This window comes from Streptomyces sp. KPB2, from assembly GCF_003950055.1.
GTDB lineage: Bacteria > Actinomycetota > Actinomycetes > Streptomycetales > Streptomycetaceae > Streptomyces > Streptomyces salinarius.
This window is the reverse complement of the sequence record NZ_CP034353.1, coordinates 3108995-3130471: the sequence shown is the minus strand read 5'-3', so window position 1 is coordinate 3130471 and position 21477 is coordinate 3108995. Positions and strand designations below refer to the sequence as shown.

General features: G+C 71.7%; 19 protein-coding genes and 1 pseudogene. 15 read left to right on the top strand and 5 right to left on the bottom strand.

Features of this window, described 5'->3' with window-relative positions; all coding sequences use genetic code 11:
* Positions 1 to 69: 69 nt before the first annotated feature.
* A complete protein-coding gene (gene hutH, locus D1J63_RS13545) occupies positions 70 to 1608 on the top strand; it encodes a histidine ammonia-lyase (RefSeq protein ID WP_125635442.1) in 1539 nt (512 codons plus the stop codon).
* A gap of 91 nt (positions 1609 to 1699) precedes the next feature.
* Here the strand turns inward: hutH and D1J63_RS36720 are convergent, their stop codons facing one another.
* A complete protein-coding gene (locus D1J63_RS36720) occupies positions 1700 to 2029 on the bottom strand; it encodes a hypothetical protein (RefSeq protein ID WP_176154031.1) in 330 nt (109 codons plus the stop codon).
* A gap of 109 nt (positions 2030 to 2138) precedes the next feature.
* Between D1J63_RS36720 and D1J63_RS36715 the strand changes: the two genes are divergently transcribed.
* From D1J63_RS36715 to D1J63_RS13525, 4 genes are all read left to right on the top strand, one after another.
* Complete coding sequence (locus D1J63_RS36715; RefSeq protein WP_164712833.1) at positions 2139 to 2492, top strand: hypothetical protein; 354 nt, start codon at positions 2139 to 2141, stop codon at positions 2490 to 2492.
* A gap of 231 nt (positions 2493 to 2723) precedes the next feature.
* A complete protein-coding gene (locus D1J63_RS13535) occupies positions 2724 to 3971 on the top strand; it encodes an Ig-like domain-containing protein (protein WP_061446920.1) in 1248 nt (415 codons plus the stop codon).
* Positions 3972 to 4119: 148 nt separating this feature from the next.
* A complete protein-coding gene (locus D1J63_RS13530) occupies positions 4120 to 5613 on the top strand; it encodes an ABC transporter permease (RefSeq protein WP_125629077.1) in 1494 nt (497 codons plus the stop codon).
* A 33-nt stretch (positions 5614 to 5646) separates the two neighbouring features.
* Entirely contained in the window at positions 5647 to 6330 is a 684-nt protein-coding gene (locus tag D1J63_RS13525; protein ID WP_125629076.1) for an ABC transporter ATP-binding protein, read from the top strand.
* A 24-nt stretch (positions 6331 to 6354) separates the two neighbouring features.
* Here the strand turns inward: D1J63_RS13525 and D1J63_RS13520 are convergent, their stop codons facing one another.
* On the bottom strand, positions 6355 to 6630 hold the full coding sequence (locus D1J63_RS13520) for a hypothetical protein (RefSeq protein WP_232249620.1): 276 nt from the start codon (positions 6628 to 6630) through the stop codon (positions 6355 to 6357).
* On the opposite strand from D1J63_RS13520, the pseudogene D1J63_RS13515 reads away from it, so the two are divergent.
* A pseudogene (locus D1J63_RS13515) lies at positions 6613 to 7359 on the top strand (DUF5753 domain-containing protein); the annotation flags it as partial. The gene D1J63_RS13520 and the pseudogene D1J63_RS13515 overlap by 18 nt on opposite strands.
* Positions 7331 to 7639 carry a DUF397 domain-containing protein gene (locus tag D1J63_RS13510; RefSeq protein WP_125629075.1) on the top strand — a complete coding sequence of 103 codons (309 nt, stop codon included), beginning with the start codon at positions 7331 to 7333 and terminating at the stop codon, positions 7637 to 7639. The pseudogene D1J63_RS13515 and the gene D1J63_RS13510, both read left to right, overlap by 29 nt.
* Before the next feature lie 292 nt (positions 7640 to 7931).
* Here the strand turns inward: D1J63_RS13510 and D1J63_RS13505 are convergent, their stop codons facing one another.
* A complete protein-coding gene (locus D1J63_RS13505; protein WP_197924015.1) occupies positions 7932 to 8426 on the bottom strand; it encodes a TetR/AcrR family transcriptional regulator in 495 nt (164 codons plus the stop codon).
* A gap of 142 nt (positions 8427 to 8568) precedes the next feature.
* On the opposite strand from D1J63_RS13505, the gene D1J63_RS13500 reads away from it, so the two are divergent.
* Complete coding sequence (locus D1J63_RS13500; protein WP_125629073.1) at positions 8569 to 9552, top strand: SDR family NAD(P)-dependent oxidoreductase; 984 nt, start codon at positions 8569 to 8571, stop codon at positions 9550 to 9552.
* An 18-nt stretch (positions 9553 to 9570) separates the two neighbouring features.
* Here D1J63_RS13500 and D1J63_RS13495 read toward each other — a convergent pair whose 3' ends face one another.
* Entirely contained in the window at positions 9571 to 10446 is an 876-nt protein-coding gene (locus D1J63_RS13495) for a helix-turn-helix transcriptional regulator (RefSeq protein ID WP_102931908.1), read from the bottom strand.
* 168 nt (positions 10447 to 10614) lie between these two features.
* Here D1J63_RS13495 and D1J63_RS13490 point away from each other — a divergent pair, with 168 nt between their 5' ends.
* From D1J63_RS13490 to narI, 6 genes are all read left to right on the top strand, one after another.
* On the top strand, positions 10615 to 11655 hold the full coding sequence (locus D1J63_RS13490) for an NAD(P)-dependent alcohol dehydrogenase (protein WP_125629072.1): 1041 nt from the start codon (positions 10615 to 10617) through the stop codon (positions 11653 to 11655).
* A gap of 233 nt (positions 11656 to 11888) precedes the next feature.
* Positions 11889 to 12677: an NAD(P)H-binding protein gene (locus D1J63_RS13485; protein WP_125629071.1), complete on the top strand. Its 789-nt coding sequence runs from the start codon at positions 11889 to 11891 to the stop codon at positions 12675 to 12677.
* A 227-nt stretch (positions 12678 to 12904) separates the two neighbouring features.
* Positions 12905 to 16612, top strand: a complete 3708-nt coding sequence (locus D1J63_RS13480) for a nitrate reductase subunit alpha (RefSeq protein ID WP_164712832.1) — start codon at positions 12905 to 12907, stop codon at positions 16610 to 16612.
* Positions 16612 to 18249 (top strand): nitrate reductase subunit beta, encoded by a 1638-nt coding sequence (gene narH, locus D1J63_RS13475; RefSeq protein ID WP_164712831.1) that lies wholly within the window; start codon positions 16612 to 16614, stop codon positions 18247 to 18249. Before D1J63_RS13480 ends, narH begins: the two co-directional genes overlap by 1 nt.
* Positions 18246 to 18929 carry a nitrate reductase molybdenum cofactor assembly chaperone gene (narJ, locus tag D1J63_RS13470; protein WP_125629070.1) on the top strand — a complete coding sequence of 228 codons (684 nt, stop codon included), beginning with the start codon at positions 18246 to 18248 and terminating at the stop codon, positions 18927 to 18929. Before narH ends, narJ begins: the two co-directional genes overlap by 4 nt.
* Positions 18926 to 19639 (top strand): respiratory nitrate reductase subunit gamma, encoded by a 714-nt coding sequence (gene narI / locus D1J63_RS13465; RefSeq protein ID WP_125629069.1) that lies wholly within the window; start codon positions 18926 to 18928, stop codon positions 19637 to 19639. Before narJ ends, narI begins: the two co-directional genes overlap by 4 nt.
* Before the next feature lie 30 nt (positions 19640 to 19669).
* On the opposite strand, the gene D1J63_RS13460 is transcribed toward narI, so the two are convergent.
* A complete protein-coding gene (locus D1J63_RS13460) occupies positions 19670 to 20707 on the bottom strand; it encodes an aldo/keto reductase (protein WP_125629068.1) in 1038 nt (345 codons plus the stop codon).
* 158 nt (positions 20708 to 20865) lie between these two features.
* Here D1J63_RS13460 and D1J63_RS13455 point away from each other — a divergent pair, with 158 nt between their 5' ends.
* On the top strand, positions 20866 to 21462 hold the full coding sequence (locus tag D1J63_RS13455; RefSeq protein ID WP_125629067.1) for a TetR/AcrR family transcriptional regulator: 597 nt from the start codon (positions 20866 to 20868) through the stop codon (positions 21460 to 21462).
* Positions 21463 to 21477 lie beyond the last annotated feature (15 nt).

The following is a 21477-nucleotide window of genomic DNA, read 5'->3' as shown; positions in this document are numbered from 1 at the left end:
CCGCACGCATCCGTGACGTATCCCCTCGTGACATCATCGAATTCACTGCGTACGCTCCTGAATATGGATATGCACACTGTGGTGGTGGGGACGGCCGGTGTCACCGCGTCCGACGTCCTCGCCGTGGCGCGCGGCGGCGCCCGGATCGAACTCTCCGACGACGCGGTCGCCGCCCTGGCCGCGGCCCGCGGCATCGTGGACGCGCTGGCCGCCAAGCCGGACCCCGTGTACGGCGTCAGCACCGGCTTCGGAGCCCTGGCGACCCGGCACATCAGCCCCGACCTGAGGGCGCAGCTCCAGCGCAACATCGTCCGCTCGCACGCAGCCGGGATGGGCCCGCGCGTCGAACGCGAAGTGGTCCGCGCGCTGATGTTCCTGCGGCTGAAGACCGTCTGCTCCGGACACACCGGAGTCCGCCCCGAGGTCGCGCAGACCATGGCCGACGTGCTCAACGCCGGGATCACCCCGGTCGTGCACGAGTACGGCTCCCTCGGCTGCTCCGGCGACCTCGCCCCGCTGTCGCACTGCGCGCTCACCCTCATGGGCGAGGGCGACGCCGAGGGCCCCGACGGCAGCGTACGGCCGGCCGGTGAGCTGCTCGCCGAGCACGGGATCGCCCCGGTCGAGCTGCGCGAGAAGGAGGGCCTCGCCCTCCTCAACGGCACCGACGGCATGCTCGGCATGCTGGTCATGGCCCTCGCCGACCTCGACACCCTCTACAAGTCCGCCGACATCACCGCCGCGCTGACCATGGAGGCCCTGCTCGGCACCGACAAGGTGCTCGCCCCCGAGCTGCACGCCATCCGCCCGCACCCGGGGCAGGCGGCCAGCGCCGCCAACATGGCCGCCGTGCTCAAGGGCTCGGGCCTGACCGGCCACCACCAGGACGACGCCCCCCGCGTCCAGGACGCCTACTCGGTGCGCTGTGCCCCGCAGGTCGCGGGCGCCGGACGCGACACCATGGCGCACGCCGGTCTCGTCGCCGAGCGGGAGCTGGCCGCCGCCGTGGACAACCCCGTGGTCCTGCCCGACGGGCGGGTGGAGTCCAACGGCAACTTCCACGGCGCCCCGGTCGCCTACGTCCTGGACTTCCTCGCCGTCGCCGTCGCCGACCTCGGCTCCATCGCCGAGCGCCGCACCGACCGGCTCCTCGACAAGAACCGCAGCCACGGCCTGCCGCCGTTCCTCGCCGACGACGCGGGCGTCGACTCCGGCCTGATGATCGCCCAGTACACGCAGGCCGCCCTGGTCAGCGAGCTGAAGCGGCTCGCCGTACCGGCCTCGGCGGACTCCATCCCGTCCTCCGCCATGCAGGAGGACCACGTGTCGATGGGCTGGTCGGCGGCGCGCAAGCTGCGTACGGCCGTGGACAACCTCACCCGTGTGATCGCCGTCGAGCTGTACGCCGCCACCCGCGCGATCCAGCTCCGCGAGGGCCTGACCCCGGCCCCGGCCTCCCGCGCCGTCATCGAGGCCGTACGGGCGGCCGGTGTCGAGGGCCCCGGCCCGGACCGCTACCTGGCGCCCGACCTCGCCGCGGCGGACGCGTTCGTGCGCGCCGGGCACCTGGTCGCGGCCGCGGAGACGGTCACGGGGCCGCTGCGCTAGCGGGCGGCGGGGACATGACCGAGGGGGCCCGGCGCGACGCCGGGCCCCCTCGGGCCGTCTCCGGACGCTCTGGAGGGAACGTCAAGTCTTGTTAAAGGCCGAGGCGTTCCCGGCGGACCGAGTAGCCCACGAAGCCGGCGCCGAGGCCGAGGCAGAGGGCGCCGCCGACGACGTACGGCGTGCTGTCGAAACTGCCGGTGTCGGCCAGCCGGGTCGTGCCCTCGCCGGTCGCCGCCGTGTCCGTGGAGGTGTCCGTGGACGCCGCTCTCGCCTGGGCCGTGACCTGGGGAGACGGCGTCGCGGCCGCGGACTCGAGGACCGGTGTCTCGGGTGTCGCGTTGGCCGACGGGACGAACCACAGGGCACACAGCAGACCGCCCGCGGCGGTGGCGGTCAGCAAGGAACGGCGAGCGGATGACACGGAATATCGATCCCCTTGTGGCGCTGGCGAATTGGCCGTGTGGGCAGATGTTAGTGAAAGGCGCGGGTCACAGGAAAGTCACGGGAGGGATCGGTCTTACGCTCCGGGCATGAGCACTCCAGAGACATCACGGTTTGTACGGATTCGCGTCGAGCTGGTTCTCGAGATCGACGACGAGGAGGCCGTCACCGGGGCCGCGCTGCAGGCCCTCGCCGACGACACCGACATGTCCGACGCGGAACGGACCGACTCCGAGCGGGCTGTGACGGAGGACACCGCCGAGGCCATGGCGCACCTCGTGGACCCGTTCGACCTGGTGGGCGCGGTGCCCGGGGTCGAGCTCCGCCAGGCCTCCTGGAGCAGTGAGCAGATCGACTACGACCCCGACTCGCCCGAGTGGGACCTCGACGAGGATGATGACGACGAGAACGACCCGGAAGACGATGAAATGACGGTCGGCTGACGCGGTGTGGGGAAATTCCTGACCCCGGACGGCAACCGCCGGCCGGGGTTTCGTCGTCTCACGGTGCGCACAGACCGACACCTCCCCGCACCGCCCCCGCCCTCGGCGGCGAAACGTGGCATGCCCCACACCCGTGAGCGATGTGGAACGGGACGAACCGGTCGTAGCGTTGAAAGTTATTGACGGGGTATCTCGGGGTTTCGGGAATCGGCAACGATGGAGAAGCGTGTGATGACGGACGGTAAGCGGCGCAAGGGCCTGGCGGCCGCGTCCGCACTGCTCGGCGGTGTGCTGGTGCTCTCGGCATGTTCCAGTAGCGACGCCGACACCTCCGGGGGTGGGGACGGCAAGACCTCGCAGGCCGAGGTCGACGAAGCGGCGGCCAAGAAGACGTCCGAGGCCCAGATCAAGATCACGCCCAAGGGCGGCTCGGACAACGCCTCCATCAACAACTCCGCCGGTGTCACCGTGAGCAAGGGCACGCTCACCGAGGTGAAGATGACCGCCTCGGACGGCACCGTGGTCAAGGGCGAGATATCCGCCGACAAGACCAGCTGGAAGCCCAGCGGGCAGCTGGAGCGCGCCACCAAGTACTCGATCTCGGCGACCGCGCAGGACTCCGAGGGCCGCGCCGCCCACGAGAACACCTCGTTCACCACGGTCTCGCCCCAGAACAGCTTCATCGGGACCTTCACCCCGGACGACGGCAAGACCGTCGGCGTCGGGATGCCCGTGTCGATCAACTTCGACAAGGAGATCACCGACAAGGCCGCCGTCCAGAAGGGCATCACGGTCAACAGCAGCAGCGGCCAGGAGGTCGCCTGCCACTGGTTCTCCACCCAGCGCATGGACTGCCGCCCCAAGGACTACTGGCAGGAGGGCTCGACCGTCACCCTCAAGCTGGCGCTCGACGGGGTCGAGGGCGCCGACGGCGTCTACGGCGTCCAGCAGAAGTCGGTCACCTTCAAGATCGGCCGCAACCAGGTCTCCTACGTCGACGCGAAGACCAAGCAGATGAAGGTCACGCAGGACGGCAAGACCATCAAGACCATCCCGATCTCCGCGGGCTCCCCGGAGAACAAGACCTACGAAGGCCAGATGGTGATCTCCGAGAAGTTCAAGGAGACCCGGATGGACGGCTCGACCGTCGGCTTCACCGACGACGACGGCAAGGGCGAGTACGACATCAAGGACGTGCCGCACGCCATGCGCCTGAGCACCTCCGGCACCTTCATCCACGGCAACTACTGGGGCAAGGGCATCTTCGGCAGCGTCAACACCAGCCACGGCTGCGTCGGCCTGCAGGACGCCAAGGGTGCCAACGACCCGAACACGCCGGGCGCCTGGTTCTACAACAACTCGATCATCGGTGACGTGGTCGTCGTCCAGAACACCGGCGACAAGACCATCGCCCCGGACAACGGCCTCAACGGCTGGAACATGGACTGGGCCCAGTGGAAGGCGGGTTCGGCGGTCTGACGCCGAACTCTCCGAGAGCCGCCGGTACTTCGCACGGGCGCCCGCCACCCCTCGACGGGGCGGCGGGCGTTCGTCGTTGTCCGGGCTTCTCATCCTCCTCTTACGCGACCCTTATCCCGGCATCACGGGCCGTGCCTAGCTTGCGCCCATGTTCTTCACCTACCTGAGGCGCGAGCTGCGCCGCCGCAGAAAGGCGGCCCTCGTCGTCGCCTCCGGACTGGCCCTGGGTATCGCGCTGGTCATCGTCGTCGACTCGGTCTCCTCCGGTATGGGCAGGGCCCAGGACAAGGTCCTGCAGTCCCTGTACGGGCTCGGCACGGACATGACGGTCACCAAGGCCGCCGAGGCGTCCTCCGGAAGCACCGCCGAACGGCCGCGCTTCCGCTTCGACGCGCAGGACGACGGCTCCGAGGAGGAGCAGAGCACCGACCGCGTCATGGTGCAGGGCTTCCAGACGCTGGCGAGTTCCACCGTCGGCAAGGTCGCCGGGCAGAGCGGTGTCGCCGACGCGGTGGGCGGTCTGAGCCTCCAGGTCGTCAAGGTCAGCGGCGAGTTCTCGCGCGGCCAGTTCAAGCAGGACGCCTCCGGGGGCGGCGCGGGCGGCACGGGCCAGGGCGGCGGCCCGGGCGGCGGCCAGTCCCCGCAGGGCCGCGTCCAGGGCGGCGGCGCCGACTTCGACGTCAACAGCTACTCCGTCTACGGCACCGACGTCACCGAGCCCGCCCTAGGCCCGCTGACCACGTCCACCATCACCAGCGGACGCACCTTCAAGGCGTCGGAGACCGACGCCAAGGTCGCCGTCGCCGACTCGGCGTACGCCAAGGAGAAGAAGCTCAAGACCGGCAGCACGGTCACCGTCAAGGACACGAAGTTCGAGATCGTCGGCATCGCCACGGCCGACAGCGGTGACGCGGCGGCCAACCTCTACGTGCCGCTGAAGCAGGCCCAGACGCTGGGGGACGCGAAGGACGAGGTCACCACGATCTACGTCAAGGCGACCGACTCGCAGCGGATCGACGGCGTCAAGTCCGCGATCCAGCAGAACATCCCGGGTACGACGGTCACCACCTCCGCCGACCTCGCCGACACCGTCTCCGGCTCCCTGTCCACCGCCTCCTCGCTCGCGACCGGCGTCGGCAAGTGGCTGTCGGTCGTCGTCCTGGCGGCGGCCTTCCTGGTCGCCGGTCTGCTCACCTCCTCCGCCGTCTCCCGCCGGGTGCGCGAGTTCGGCACGCTCAAGGCGCTCGGCTGGCGCTCGGGCCGGGTCACCCGGCAGGTGATCGGCGAGGCCGTCGTCAACGGCCTGGTCGGCGGCGCCCTCGGCATCGCGCTGGGCCTCGCGGGCGCCTACGCCGTCACCGCCGTCAGCCCGACCCTGCAGGCCCAACTGGGCGGCGGTGCGGGCGGCGGCGGTGGCGCGGGCGGGCCCGGCGGCCTCGGCGGGGGCGGGGGCGGCATGGGCGGGCCCGGCCGGCAGGCCGCCGCCAAGACCCTGGACATCGCGCTGACCGCACCCGTCAGCCTCACCACCATCGCCCTCGCGGTGGCCCTCGCCGTGGCCGGCGGACTCGTCGCCGGGGGCTTCGGCGGCTGGCGCGCCTCGCGCCTGCGCCCGGCGGACGCCCTGCGCCGCGTCGAGTAGCGCCCCCCTTCCCCGTACTCCAGGAGTTGCACCATGTACGAACTCAGCGGCGTCACCAAGCACTACACCCGCGGCAAGGCCACCGTGCACGCCCTCGACGGCGTCGACCTGACCATCGCCGACGGCGACCGGCTCGTCATCCAGGGCCCCACGGGCGGCGGCAAGTCCACCCTGCTCCAGATGCTCGGCGCCCTCGACCGGCCCAGCTCGGGCCGGATCGTCCTCGACGGCACCGACCTCGCCACGCTCCCGGAGGCCAGGCTGACCCGGGTGCGCAGCGAGAGCATCGGCTTCGTCTTCCAGTCCTTCAATCTGATCCCGACCCTGACCGCCCAGGAGAACGTAGAGACCGCCCTGGTCCCGCTCTGCGTCAAGGCGAAGGAGCGGCGCGAGAAGGCCGCCGAGGCCCTGGCCTCAGTCGGCCTCGGTGAACGCCTCGGCCACCTCCCCGGTGAGATGTCCGGCGGTCAGCAGCAGCGCGTCGCGATCGCCCGCGCCCTGGTGAAGCAGCCCAAGGTGCTCCTCGCCGACGAACCCACCGGAAACCTCGACGAGTCGACCCGCGACGAGATCATGGACGTACTCGACCGCATGTGGAAGGAGCTGGGCCTCACCTTCGTCATGGTCACCCACGACTCGGCGATCGCCAGGAAGGCCCCCCGCGTGGCCACCATCCGCAAGGGCCGCATCACCGTCAAGGAGAACGCCTCGGCGTGACGGCGTGCGGCCGATGACGGGCCGTCAGTCGGTGTAGTTCTTCCCCGGGGGCCGGCCGGGCACCGGCTTGCCGACGAGGGCGACCGGGGTGAACAGGCTGAAGTGGCTCAGGGCCATGGTGAGGTGCCAGATCTCGTCGGTGCCGTAGTGCCGGGACAGCCGGGCGAACAGGTCGTCACTCACCCGGTCCCCGAACGGGTTCGGGGTGAGGACGGCCTCCGCGAGTTCCAGCGCGGCACGCTCGGGAGCGGTGAAGCAGGGGGCGCTCTGCCAGGTTGCCGCTTCTACGGCAAGTCGCACCTGAGCGACATTGAACGCGGGGAGCGCAGGATGCCGTCGGACCTGGCGCGGCACGTGGACCGGGTACTGGGGACGGACGGGTTCTTCGAGCGGCGGTGCGAGGATGTGCGGAAGGCGCGGCGGGGGCCGCATGCCGCGTACTTCGAGAAGGTCCTGGAGACGGAGCGGCACGCCGAGTCCATCGAGGAGTGGTGCCCCAGCACGTTCCCCGGGCTGCTCCAGACGGCCCCTTACGCGCGAGCCCTCGTGCGCGCCGCCCACCCGCAGGCCGTCGAGGAGTGGGTGGAGGAGAAGGTGCAGGCCCGGCTGGCCCGGGCCCGCCTCTTCGAAGACGACCACACCACCCCGGAGTACTGGGCGATCCTGCACGAATCGCTGCTGCTCGATCCGATCGTGCCTCCCGGGGAAATGGCCGAACAACTCGGCCGGGTCGTGGAGCTGTCCGAGCGCCGGCGCATCGTTCCGCAGATCCTCCCGCGGACATGCGGCCCGCACCCCTTCATGGTGGGCACCGCCAAGCTGATGACCTTCCCGGACGCTCCACCGCTCGTCTACACGGAGTCGCTGCACAACGGTGTCACTCTCGACGATCCGGCGCTCGTGGAGGAGTACCGCAAGTCGTACGATCGGCTCAGGGCCGTCGCACTGTCACCGGAGACGTCCCTGGCCCGGATCGAGGCAGCGGCAGGGGACTATCGAAATGGCAAGCAACCGGATCGACTTGAGTGACGCGCTCTGGACGAAGAGCAGCTACAGCAACGGTGACGGCGGGGAGTGCGTCGAGGTGGCGAGCGACTTCCCCGGCGCTGCCCTGTGGCGCAAGTCGACCTACAGCAACGGCGACGGCGGCGACTGCGTCGAGGTCGCCGACGGCATCCCCGGCCTGGTCCCCGTCCGGGACTCCAAGGTCTCCCGCGGCGGCGACGGGGACGGTCCCGTCCTCCTCCTGACCGCCCGCGCCTGGGCACCCTTCGTCACGGCGCTGAGCCGGGGCACCCTCACGGTGTGAGGCCAAGCCCTCCCACACCTGTGCCCCTCGCCCCCGCTCACGGCGGTACCGACCCGTCTGAGTGGCTTCGCCGGGACGGAGCGGCGCGCTGTAGCCGCCCGCCCGGCCGACCCTGTCATCCCTGGGACGTCACTCAGGACGCGGGAAGGCTGGAAACGGTGGTTGGGCGAAGGGGACATCTCAAGGCCGGTGCCGTAGGAGGCGCCGCGCTGCCGACCCGCGGCTACCACGACGGGCACGGCCGCCACGACCACGGCGGGTGAGGACCGCGGCGGGCCCCGGTGAAGCGTGCTCAGTGCAGCAGGAGGTCGACGGCGATCGCCAGGCGTTCGAGGTAGAACTCGCGGGACGCGGCCTGGTGCTTGAGGCCGATCGACGTGCTGATCATCGTCTGGGCGACGGGGAGGGCCCCCTCTCGTCCCGACTCGGCGGAGATCGCCTCCGTGATCAGTTCCTCGAAGCGCCGCGGCGCGGTCTCCACGACCTCTCCGAGGATGCCGGGGTTGTCCTCGATGACCGCGGCGGCGTCGCGTGCCAGCGGGCCGATGTAGCGGCCCGCCCACTGGTCGAACGCCTCGACGAGGCGCTCCGCGAGGGGGCGGCCGCTGTCGGCCAGGACCTGTTCGACCGCGGTGATGTCCCGCTCCAGGGCCTGGCCGACGGCGGCACGGAACAGCGTCTCCTTCGAGGAGAAGAGGAAGTAGAGCCCGGGTCGGGAGATGCGGGCCGCCCGTGCCACCTCCTCCATCGTGGTCTTGCGGTAACCGAATCGCGCGAACGTGGCCATGGCGGACTCCAGTACCGCGGTGCGACGGCCGGTGTCGGCGACGGTCGACGGCGCGTGGCCGGCATCGGGACTGCTCATGGAGCGAGCGTACGAGCAGGATACGGACTATACAAATCAAGTCCAGTGCGTATAGTTGCCGCCCATGAGTGCTCGCCGGCTCGTCACCACGCCCTTCACCTCCTCCAGCACCGCGGACGAGGTGCTGAGAGGCGTCGACCTCACCGGCGTCCGCGCGATCGTGACGGGGGCTTCCTCCGGACTCGGCGTCGAGACGGCTCGTGCGCTGACCGCGGCCGGGGCGGAGGTGACGCTCGCGGTCCGGAACACGGCGGCGGGCGACGCCGTCGCCGAGACGATCGCGAAGACGACCGGAGGGATCCGGCCCCGCGTCGTCCGGCTCGATCTCGCCGACCGGGCCACCGTCACACGGTTCGTCGACGCGTGGGACGGCCCGCTCCACCTGCTCGTCAACAACGCCGGCGTCGTCACCGGTGGCCCCGAGCGGACCCGCGAGGGCTGGGAGCTGCAATTCGCGACGAACCATCTCGGCCACTTCGCGCTGGCCACCGGCCTGCGCCACGCCCTGGCCCGGGGAGCGGCCGACCGCGGTGGAGCGCGGATCGTCTCGGTCAGTTCGACGGCGCACATGCGGTCCGGCGTCGACTTCGACGACCTCCACTTCGAGCGCCGCGGCTACGACCCGCAGATCGCCTACGCCCAGTCGAAGACGGCCAACTCCCTCTTCGCCGTCGAGGCAAGCCGTCTGTGGGCGTCCGACGGGATCGTCGCCAACGCGGTGAACCCCGGCGGTGTCGCGACGGGGCTGCAGCGGAACTTCACGCCGGAACAGAAGGCGTCGCTCGACGCGGCCGAGGCCGCCGGAGTCTTCACGTACAAGACGGTCGAGCAGGGCGCCGCCACCAGCGTCGTCGCGGCCGTCGCCCCCGAGTTCGCCCGTTCCGGCGGCCACTACCTCGACGACGGGCAGGAGGCCTACACGGTGCCGAACGACGCCGACCTCGGGCAGCACCCGCACGGCGTCAAGGAATGGGCGCTCGACCCCGCCGCCGCCGAGCGCCTCTGGACCGTCTCGACCGACCTGCTCCGGCTGCGACCGGCCGGCTGACCCGTGGGAGCCGGCCGCTCACGCCGGCAGTGACGCCGCCGCGTCCGTCCCCCAGCTCGCCAGCAGGCGCAGCGCGTCCGCCGACGGGGAGCCGGGCTCCGCGTGGTACGTGACGAAGGCCTGCTCGTCGTCGTCGACCAGGCGGAACGTCTCGAAGGACAGGGTCAGGTCACCGACCAGCGGGTGCCGCATCCGCTTGACGCCGTAGCTCTTCTCCTTGACGTCGTGCGTGGCCCACAGGCGGCGGAACTCCTCGCTCTTCACCGAGAGTTCGCCGACCAGCGCGGACAGCCGCGGGTCGTCGGGATGGCGGCCCGCGTCCATGCGCAGGAAGCTGACCATGTCGTACGCCTTCTGGTCCCAGTCGACGAACAGCTCGCGGTAGTCCGGGTTCAGGAAGACCAGCCGGGCCCAGTTCCGCTCGGCGGCCGGCAGCTTGCCCCAGTCGCCGAAGAGGGCCGCGGCCATCCGGTTCCAGGCGAGGATCTCGGAGCGGCGGCCCGACACGTACGCGGGCACCGTGTCGATCGACTCCAGCAGCTGCAGCAGCGCCACCCGCACCGGCTGCTTGCCCCGCGCGGCCCCGGCCCGCCGGCGCTGCTGCTTCGGCCGCGCCAGATGCGTCAGGTGCGCCTGCTCGGCGTCGGTCAGCCGCAGCGCCCGGGCGATGGCGTCCAGGACCTCCGCCGACACGTTCTGCCCGTTGCCCTGTTCGAGGCGCGTGTAGTACGCCACCGACACCCCGGCCAGCTGCGCCAGCTCCTCGCGCCGCAGCCCGGGCACCCTGCGCTGCCGTCCGTACGACTCCAGGCCCACGTCCTCCGGCTTGAGCCGGGCCCGCCGGGTGCGCAGGAACTCGCTCAGTTCGGCCCGCCGGTCAAGCTGTCCATCCATACCCCCCAGTATCACCGGACGTATTCCCGGTCGTACGCACACGAGCCTGTCCCCGCCAGTGGTACGCACGCCGGTCGTACGCAAAGCCGTGGTCTGGGTGGATCGGCGGGCGCCGGGCAGGGTGGAGGCATCACCCAGTCACGCGAAGAGAAATCCGGAGAACCCGGCATGACCACTGTCGCCGCGTACGCAGCACCCGCCGCCAAGGCGCCGCTGGAGCGCACCACCATCGAGCGGCGCGAGGTGCGTGAACACGACGTCCTGATCGACATCAAGTTCGCCGGCATCTGCCACTCCGACATCCACCAGGCCCGCGAGGGCTGGGGCGAGGCCATCTTCCCGATGGTCCCCGGCCACGAGATCGCGGGTGTCGTCTCCGAGGTCGGTCCCGGCGTCACCAGGTTCAAGGTCGGCGACCGCGTCGGCGTCGGCTGCATGGTCGACTCCTGCCGCGAGTGCGAGAACTGCAAGGCCGGCCGGGAGCAGTACTGCACCAACGGCAACGTGATGACCTACAACGCCGTCGGCAGGGACGGTGAGGTCACCTACGGCGGCTACTCCGAGAAGGTCGTCGTCGACGAGAACTTCGTCCTCGGCATCCCCGAGGGCATCTCCCTGGACGAGGCCGCGCCCCTGCTGTGCGCAGGCATCACCACGTACTCCCCGCTCAGGCGCTGGAACGCGGGCCCCGGCAAGAAGGTCGCCGTCGTCGGCCTGGGCGGCCTCGGCCACATGGCCGTCAAGCTCGCGCACGCCCTGGGCGCCGAGGTGACCGTGCTGTCGCAGTCCCTGCGCAAGAAGGACGACGGCCTGAAGCTGGGCGCCGACCACTACTACGCCACCAGCGACCCGGCCACCTTCGAGGAGCTGGCGGGCACCTTCGACCTGATCGTCTCCACGGTCTCCGCCCCGCTCGACTTCGGCGCCTACCTGGGACTGCTGAAGACGGAGGGCACGCTGGCCAACGTCGGCGCCCCCGAGGAGCCCGTCTCCCTCAACCTGTTCGCGCTGCTCGGCGGCGGCAAGTCCCTGACCGGCTCCATGATCGGCGGCATCGCCGAGACGCAGGAGATGCTGGACTTCTGCGCGGAGCACGGCATCGGCGCCGAGATCGAGCTGATCGCCGCCTCCGAGATCAACGAGGCCTACGAGCGCGTCCTGTCCAGCGACGTGCGCTACCGCTTCGTGATCGACACCGCGACGATCTGACCCCTCCCGGGAGAGTCCGGAGACGTTCTCATCCCCCGGGGGAGCCTGGAGACGTTCGCATTCCCCCGGGAGAGCCCGGAGAAAACTTTCCCGGATTCCTCCCCGCTCCCTGTCACACAGCCGCCCCGCCCCGGGTCATACCGCCACGACACACACGGCGGACGTCCGGGCGGGGCGGCCGTGCATCGGCACCGGCCCCGCTCCGACGGACGCCACGGACACCGGGAGCAGCCATGACGCACCACGCCTCGACCCCCAGCACGCCCCTCCTGGTCACCGGAGGCACCGGCACCCTCGGCGGACACGTCGTCCCGTTGCTGCGGGAGGCCGGCCGGGACATACGCGTCCTCACCCGCAGCCTCCGCCCCGACGCGGACGGCGTCACGTACGTCACCGGTGACCTGCGCACCGGTGAGGGCGTCGAGGCCGCCGTCGACGGCGTGCACACCGTGCTCCACCTGGCGGGCGGCCCCAAGGGCGACGACGAGGCGACCCGCACCCTGGTCCGCGCCGCCGCCCGCGCGGACGTACGGCACCTCGCGTACATCTCGGTCGTCGGAGCCGACCGCGTCCCCCTCGCCTGGCTGCGCACCAAGCTGGAGTCGGAGCGGGCCATCGCCGACTCGGGCCTCGGCTGGACGGTGCTGCGGGCGGCCCAGTTCCACGAGCTGACCCTGACGATGATCGAGAAGATGACCCGGCTGCCGGTGCTCCCGGTGCCCGGCGGGCTGCGTCTGCAACCGGTCGCCGCCCGCGAGGTCGCCGTACGCCTGGCCGAGCTGACGCTCGCCGAGCCGTCCGGCCGGGTGCCCGACATGACCGGCCCCGAGGTTCTCGATCTGGCCACGCTGGCCCGTTCCTATCTGGACCTGCGCGGCGGGCGCCGGCGCCCGAAGCTGCCGGTGCGCATTCCCGGGAAAGCGGGGCGCGCGTACCGTTCTGGCCGGAATCTCACCCTGGAAGACGCACTGGTCGGCAAGGTGACGTGGGCGGAATTCCTGGCGGAGAGGGTTGCTGTGTGATTGCTGTGTGAGTTCTCCGGACCTTTCTGGCTGAAAGTCGGCGCGGCAGAAGAATATGCGCATGACAACAATTGCAAAGTGGACCAAAACCTTCTCTCCCACCTCCGCAAAGGCTGCGGAAATACCGTTTCTGCAGTGGATTCCGGCGAGATGCTGAATGCGGCACACAGCATGCCCGCCGTATTCCGGCGGGCATTGCTCCGTCGCGTTCGCAAGGAGATGGCAGCGTGGTGCGAAGCAGGGCGAAGGCCGCGGCCGACGCCGCCGACCGGCTTCTGAAGGCAGGTCAGCTGCTGCGGAGGTCCCCGACCACCCTCGATCTGAGGGCCGTGTACCGCACGGACCAGAACGTCAACGACCGTCCTTATCGTGAGCGGTGGGCGCATGACAAAGTCGTGCGCTCCACCCACGGCGTCAACTGCACGGGATCGTGCTCGTGGAAGGTGTACGTCAAGGACGGTCTGATCACCTGGGAGACCCAGCAGACGGATTATCCGAGCGTCGGTCCCGACCGGCCCGAGTACGAGCCGCGCGGCTGCCCGCGCGGCGCTTCCTTTTCCTGGTACACCTACTCGCCCACCCGTGTTCGCCATCCGTTGGCCCGGGGCGTCCTCGTGGAAATGTACCGGGACGCCAAACGCCGGCACGGTGGCGACCCCGTGGCCGCCTGGGCCGAGCTGACCTCCGACCCCGAGAAACGGCGCCGCTACCAGTCGGCCCGCGGTCGCGGCGGCTTCGTCCGCGTCGACTGGGACGAGGCGATGGAGATCGCCGCCGCCGCCCAGGTGCACACCATCGCCGAGTACGGCCCCGACCGGGTCGCCGGGTTCTCCCCGATCCCCGCCATGTCCATGGCCTCGCACGCGGTCGGCGCCCGCTACCACTCCCTCATCGGCGCCCCGATGATCTCCTTCTACGACTGGTACGCCGACCTGCCGATCGCCTCTCCGCAGGTCTTCGGCGACCAGACCGACGTACCGGAGTCGGGCGACTGGTGGGACGCGGCCTACCTGATGCTGTGGGGCTCCAACGTCCCCGTCACCCGCACCCCCGACGCGCACTGGATGGCGGAGGCCCGCTACCGGGGCCAGAAGGTCGTCGTCGTCTCCCCGGACTACGCGGACGCCACCAAGTTCGCCGACGAGTGGCTGCACCCGCACCCCGGCACCGACGGGGCGCTCGCCATGGCCATGGGACACGTCCTGCTCACCGAGTTCTTCGTGCGCCGTCAGGTCCCGTACTTCACCGACTACGTCAAGCGCTTCACCGACCTGCCCTTCCTCGTCGCCCTCGACGAGCACGCGGAGGGCCGCTGGACGCCCGGCAAGTTCGTCACCGCCGCCGACCTCGGGCTCGGCCGGCACGCCGACGCCGCGGCCCGGGCCTGGATGCCGGTGCTGATCGACGCCGACACCGACGACGTGGTCGTCCCGAACGGCACCCTCGGCGACCGGTGGGGCAAGGGCGGCGAGGGGCGCTGGAACCTCGACCTGGGCGGGACCGACCCGCTCCTCACCCTGCACGGGCACACCGGCGGCCGCTCCGACAACGGTGTCGAGGTGGTGCTGCCCCGCTTCGACGAACCCGGCGCCACCGTCGTGCGCGGCGTACCGGCCCGGGAGATCGGCGGCCGGCTCGTCACCACCGTCTACGACCTGCTGCTCGCCCAGTACGCCGTGGCCCGCCCCGGCCTCGCCGGCCACTGGCCCACCGGCTACGACGACGCCGAGCAGCCCTGCACCCCCGCCTGGCAGGAGCGCCTCACCTCCGTCCCGGCCGGGGCGGCGGTCCGCGCGGCCCGGGAGTTCGCCCGCACCGCCGAGCAGACCCGGGGCCGCTGCATGATCGTCATGGGTGCCGGCACCAACCACTGGTTCCACTCCGACACCATCTACCGCTCCTTCCTCTCCCTGCTCATCCTCACCGGCTGCCAGGGCGTCAACGGCGGCGGCTGGGCGCACTACGTCGGCCAGGAGAAGGTCCGCCCGTACACCGGCTGGCAGCAGCTCTCCACGGCCGCCGACTGGTTCCGGCCCTCGCGGCAGATGGCGGGCACCCCGTACTGGTACCTGCACAGCGGCCAGTGGCGGTACGAGTCCCACGCCGCCGACGCCCTCGCCGCACCCACCGCGCCCGGCACCCTCGCCGGGCTGCACACGGCCGACCTGGTCGCCCAGTCGGCCCGGCTGGGCTGGATGCCGTCGTACCCGACCTTCGACGCCAACCCGCTCGACCTGGGCCGCCGCGCCCGCGAGAGCGGACAGGAGCCGGGGGAGTGGATCGCGGAACAACTCGGTGCCGGCACCGTCGACTTCGCCTGCGAGGACCCCGACGCCCCCCGCAACTGGCCCCGTGTGCTCACGGTGTGGCGGGCCAACCTGATCGGTTCCTCCGCCAAGGGCAACGAGTACTTCCTGCGCCACCTGCTCGGCGCCCGTGACGGCGCCACCGCCGACGAGGCGCCGCCCGAGCACCGGCCGCGCTCGGTGGCCTGGCGGGACGACGCCCCGCAGGGCAAGCTCGACCTGCTGCTGAGCCTCGACTTCCGGATGACCTCCACGACGCTCTTCTCCGACCTCGTGCTGCCCGCCGCCACCTGGTACGAGAAGCACGACCTGTCCTCCACGGACATGCACCCCTTCGTGCACGCCTTCAGCCCCGCGATCAACCCGCCGTGGCAGGCCCGCACCGACTTCGAGATCTTCCACTCGCTGGCCCGCCGCCTGAGCGAACTCGCCGCCGGCCGCCTCGACACCGCCCACGACCTGGTCGCCACCGCCCTCCAGCACGACACCCCCGGCGAGGTCGCCCAGCCCGGCGGCCGGGTCACCGACTGGCGCGACGGCCGCACCCCCATCGAGCCGGGCCGCAACGCCCCTCAGGTGACCTTGGTGGAACGGGACTACACGGCCGTCGCCGACCGGCTCGCCGCCTTCGGGCCGCTGGCCGAGGAGCACGGCATGACCGTCAAGGGCGTCACCGTCAACCCGCACGACGAGGCCCGCTGGCTCGCCGCCCGCTGCGGCACCGCCCCCGCCGGACCGGCCCACGGCCGCCCCCTGCTCGACACGGACGTCAAGTTCTGCGAGGCGATCCTCGCCCTGTCCGGCACCACCAACGGCCGCCTGGCCGCCGAGGGCTTCGACCGGCTCGCCGACCGCGTCGGCCCCGGCGCCGGGCTCGCGGAGCTGGCCGCCTCGGTGGCGGAGCGGCGCGTGGTCTTCTCCGACACCCAGGAACGGCCCGTACAGGTGGGCGCGAGCTTCGAGTGGTCCGGCAAGGAGGGACCCGACCGGCGCTACTCGCCGTTCACCGTCAACACGGAGCACAAGAAGCCCTGGCACACCCTCACCGGCCGCCAGCACTTCTACGTCGACCACGACTGGATGGCCGAGCTGGGCGAACAACTCCCCGTCTACCGGCCCCCGCTGAACCTGGCCGAACTGGGCGACGGGCCGACGTCGGCGGGCGACGGCCGGGCGGTGACCGTCCGCTACCTCACGCCGCACGCCAAGTGGTCCATCCACAGCGAGTACCAGGAGAACCTGCTGATGCAGACCCTGGCCCGCGGCGGCCCCGTCATCTGGATGAGCCCCGCCGACGCCGACGCGATCGGCGCCGCCGACAACGACTGGGTCGAGGCCGTCAACGCGCACGGCGTCGTCGTCGCCCGCGCGATCGTCTCCCACCGCATCCCCGACGGCACCGTGCTGATGTACCACGTCCAGGAACGCCTGGTGAACGTGCCCAAGTCGGAGGCGAACGGCCGCCGGGGCGGCGTCCACAACTCCCTCACCAAGCTGCTCGTCAAGCCCACCCACCTCATCGGCGGCTACGGCCAGCTCTCCTTCGCCCCCAACTACTACGGCCCGACCGGCAACCAGCGCGACGCCGTCACCACGATCCGGCGCCGCTCCCAGGAGGTCACCTACTGATGCGCGTCATGGCACAGGTGGCGATGGTCATGAACCTCGACAAGTGCATCGGCTGCCACACCTGCTCGGTCACCTGCAAGCAGACCTGGACCAACCGCACCGGCACCGAGTACGCCTGGTTCAACAACGTCGAGACCCGCCCCGGCCAGGGCTACCCCCGCGGCCACGAGGACCAGGAGAAGTGGAAGGGCGGCTGGCGCCTCAAGGGCGGGCGCCTCGTCCCGCGCAGCGGCGGCCGGGCCCGGCGCCTGGCCCGGCTCTTCGCCAACCCCGAACTCCCCACCCTGGACGACTACTACCAGCCCTGGACCTACGACTACGAGAACCTCACCACCGCCCCCCTCGGCGACGACATCCCCACCGCCCCGCCCCGCTCGGCGATCGACGGCCACCCCACCGCCATCACCTGGGGCCCCAACTGGGACGACGACCTCGGCGGCGGCCCCGACCAGCTCGCCGCGGACCCCCTTCTCGCCCGGATGAGCGAGCGGGTCCGCCTCGACTACGAGCGGGCGTTCATGTTCTATCTGCCCCGCATCTGCGAGCACTGCCTCAACCCGTCCTGCGTGGCCGTCTGCCCCTCCGGCGCCCTCTACAAGCGCGTCGAGGACGGCATCGTCCTCGTCGACCAGGACCGCTGCCGGGGCTGGCGGATGTGCGTCAGCGGCTGCCCGTACAAGAAGGTCTACTTCAACCACGCCACCGGCAAGGCCGAGAAGTGCACCTTCTGCTACCCGCGCATCGAGGCCGGCGACCCGACCGTCTGCTCCGAGACCTGCGTCGGCCGGCTCCGCTACCTCGGCGTCATGCTCTACGACCCCGACAAGGTCGGCGCCGCCGCCTCCGTCACCGACGAGAAGGACCTGTACGAGGCCCAGCTCGGCTGCTTCCTCGACCCCGACGACCCCGAGGTGGCCCGCGCGGCCCAGGCGTCCGGCATCCCGCACGACTGGATCGAGGCCGCGCGCCGCTCCCCGGTGCGCGCGCTGATCACCCGCTACCGCGTCGCGCTCCCGCTGCACCCGGAGTACCGCACCATGCCGATGGTCTGGTACGTCCCGCCGCTCTCCCCGGTCGTCGACGCCCTCACCGGCAGCGGCCACGACGGCGAGGACCCGGCCGCCCTCTTCGGCGCGATCGACACCCTCCGCATCCCCCTCGGCTACCTCGCCGAACTCTTCACCGCGGGCGACCCGGGGCCGGTCGAGGCCGCGCTGTGCCGGCTGGCCGCGATGCGCTCCCACATGCGGCGGGTCAACCTCGGCGAGGAACAGGACCCGCGGATCGCCGGGGCGGTCGGCCTCGACGAGCCCGGCATCCAGGAGCTGTACCGCCTGCTCGCCCTCGCCAAGTACGACGAGCGGTACGTCATCCCGACCACCTACACCGGCTCCGTCCCCGACCCCGACGGGACCGGCGCGGGCTGCAGCCTGGACGGCGAGGGCGGACCGGGCATGATGCCGGACGGTGCCGCCTTCGACCCGGAGGCCTTCCACGCGCCCCCGCCCGCCGGCGCCTCCGGCACGTCCACGTCCCTGCGCGGCCGGGTCAACCTCCTGAACTGGAACGGGAAGGGACGCCCGGACGGCCTCTTCCCGCGCGCCCGCCGCTCCGTGCGGACGGAGCCCGAGCTGTGAGCCGCGGCCGTACCGTGAGCGCCCCCGTCGCCCCGGTCGTCTTCCAGGCGGCGGCCCTGCTGCTGGCCTACCCGGACCGCGACTGGCCCCGCCGGCCGCGCACCGTGCGCGAGACGGTCGCCGCCCTGCCCGGCCCCGAGATCCCCCTCCTCCTCTCCTTCTGCGACCAGGCGGAGCGGGAAGACCTCCTGGCCCTGGCCATCCGCTACGTCGCCACCTTCGACCGCAGCCGGCGCCGCTGCCTCTACCTCACCTACTACACCGACGGCGACACCCGCCGCCGGGGCGCCGCACTCGCCGGCATCAAGTCCGCGTACCGCGCCCACGGCTGGCTGCCGCCGGACGACGAACTGCCCGACTTCCTGCCGCTGATGCTGGAGTTCGCCGCCCGCACCCCCGACGCGGGCACCGCGCTGCTGACGGAGCACCGCGCGGCGATCGAGGTCTTGCGCTACGCCCTGGAAGCGCACCACAGCCCCTACGCCGCCCTCCTCCAGGCCGTCTCCCGGTGCCTGCCGGGCCAGGCACCGGCCAGCCGCGAGGAGGCCCTGCGCCTGGCCCGTACCGGCCCGCCCGCCGAGGCGGTGGGCCTGGACGTGCCGGGCGCCTTCCCCGTCCGGTCCGGGCAGCCGGGGCCGTACGGGCGGTCCGGGCCGCACGACGAAGGAGTCCGCCGATGAGGCACCTGCACACCGCCCTGTGGGGCGTCCTGCCCTACCTGACCCTGGTGGTGCTGGTGGCGGGCACGGCCTGGCGCTACCGCTACGACCGCTTCGGCTTCACCACCCGCTCCAGCCAGCTGCACGAGAGCCGGCTGCTGCGCGTCGCCGGCCCGCTCTTCCACTACGGCCTGCTGTTCGTGATCGCGGGCCACGTGGCCGGTCTCCTGGTCCCCGAGTCGCTGACCGACCGCTTCCACGTCAGCGAGGAGCTGTACCACACCAACGCCCTGCTCGCGGGCGGCACGGCGGGCCTGGCCACCCTGGCGGGCCTCGCCCTCCTCCTGTACCGCCGGCTGCGCACCCCCGCGATCCGGGCCGCGACCAGCCGCGGCGACCGGGTGGTCTACCCCCTGCTGATCACGGTCGTGCTCGCCGGCCTGACGGCCACCGCGTCCGGGGCGACCGCGGCCTCGACGTACGACTACCGGCTCGGCGTCTCGGTCTGGTTCCGCAGCCTGTTCACCCTGGACCCGGACGTGACCGCCATGGCCGGGGCGCCGCTGGTCTACCGCCTGCACGCGCTCCTCGCCATGGCCCTCTTCGCCCTGTGGCCCTTCACCCGCCTGGTGCACGCCTTCACGGCACCGCTGGGCTACCTGGTGCGGCCCTACGTCGTCTACCGCCACCGGGGGCGCGGCGGGGTGGCGGCGGGCCGGCCGGGACGCTGACCGCTCGGCGGGCGCCGCTCAGTGGGCCGCTCAGTGGCCCGCCGGCCGGCGCCGGCGGCGCAGCGCGGGGTCGAGCAGCGCGGGCGTGGCGTCGAACTTCTCGTGCGCCGCCAGGTCCGTACCCGGCGCGACGACGGCGTCGATCGCGTCGAGGACGTCGTCGGAGAGCACGGTGTCGGCGGCGGCGAGCTGGGAGCGCAGGTGGTCCAGGGTGCGGGGCCCGACGAGCGCGCCGGTCACGGCCGGGTGCGCGGTCACGAAGCCGAGCGCGAGCTGGATCAGCGTGAGCCCGGCCTCGTCGGCGACGGCGGCCAGCTTCTCGACGGCGTCGAGCCGGGCCCGGTTGGCGGGCACCGAGGGGTCGAAGCGCTCGGGCATGAACCCGGACCGGTGCGTGGTGACCTCCCGGCCCGCGCGCACCGCGCCCGACAGCCATCCCGAGGCCAGCGGGCTCCACACCAGCACACCGAGTCCGTACTGCTCGGTCACGGGCAGCACGTGGCTCTCGATCCCGCGCTGGAGCATGGAATAGCTGGGCTGCTCGGTGACGTACCGGCTCAGCCGGTGCTCGCGGGCGGCCCACTGCGCCTCGACGATCCGGTACGCGGGGAAGGTGGAGGACCCGAAGTACCGGATCTTCCCGGCGCGCTGCAGATCGGTGAGCGCGGACAGCGTCTCCTCGTCGCTGGTCTTCGGGTCCCACCGGTGGATCTGGTACAGGTCGACGTGGTCCACGCCGAGGCGGCGCAGGCTGTTGTCCAGCTCGGTGACCAGCCAACGGCGCGAGGAGCCCTGGTGGTTGGGGTCGTCGCCCATCGGCATGTTCGCCTTCGTGGCCAGCACGATGTCGTCGCGGCGCCCGGCGATCGCCTTGCCGACCATCTCCTCGGACTCGCCGCTGCCGTACATGTCGGCGGTGTCGATGAGGTTGATCCCGGCCTCCAGGGCGGCGTCGACGATGGCGGTGGCCTCGTCCTGGGTGGTGCGCCCGATGCTGCCGAAGTTCATGGCGCCGAGCGCGAGCGAGCTGACCTGCACACCGGTGCGGCCCAAGGTGCGGTACTGCATGACGTGTTCCTCCACTACGGGTGGCGTGACGTGGCATGACCTGGTGGCGGGCTCGACGCTCTGGCATCATGGAGAGACCAAGCGGAACACCGTCCCGTTTACTCGTCCGACGATACGGAACGGTGTCCCGTTTATCAAGCGGTGAAGGGAACGGCACAGTGAAGGACGGCGAAGCGGCGACGGGGCGGGCGGCCTCGCGGCCCAAGCGCGCGGACGCCCGGCGCAACGAGAAGACCCTGCTCGACGCGGCCGCCGCGGTGTTCGTCAGATCGGGCGTGGAGGCCCCCGTACGCGACGTCGCGGCCGAGGCCGGCGTCGGCACGGCCACGATCTACCGCCACTTCCCGACCCGCGCGGACCTCATCATCGGCGTCTACCGCCACCAGGTGGAGGCCTGCGCCGAGGCCGGCCCCGCCCTGCTGGCGAGCAGCCCGACCCCGTACGCGGCGCTCGCGGCCTGGATCGACCGGTTCGTGGACTTCCTGGCCACCAAGCACGGCCTCGCCGCGGTCCTGCAGTCCGACAACGCCGGCTTCGAGGCCCTCCACGCCTACTTCCTCGACCGTCTCGTCCCCGTCTGCACCGACCTCCTCGCCGCCGCGACCGCCTCCGGCGAGATCCACACCGACGTCGAGGCCTACGCCCTCATGCGCGGCGTCGGCAACCTCTGCATCGGCGCGGAGACCTCCAGCCCGCGGTACGACGCGCGGGAGCTGGTGCGGATCCTGATCGCGGGGCTGCGCGGGGTGGGGTGATCCCGGCGCGGCCGC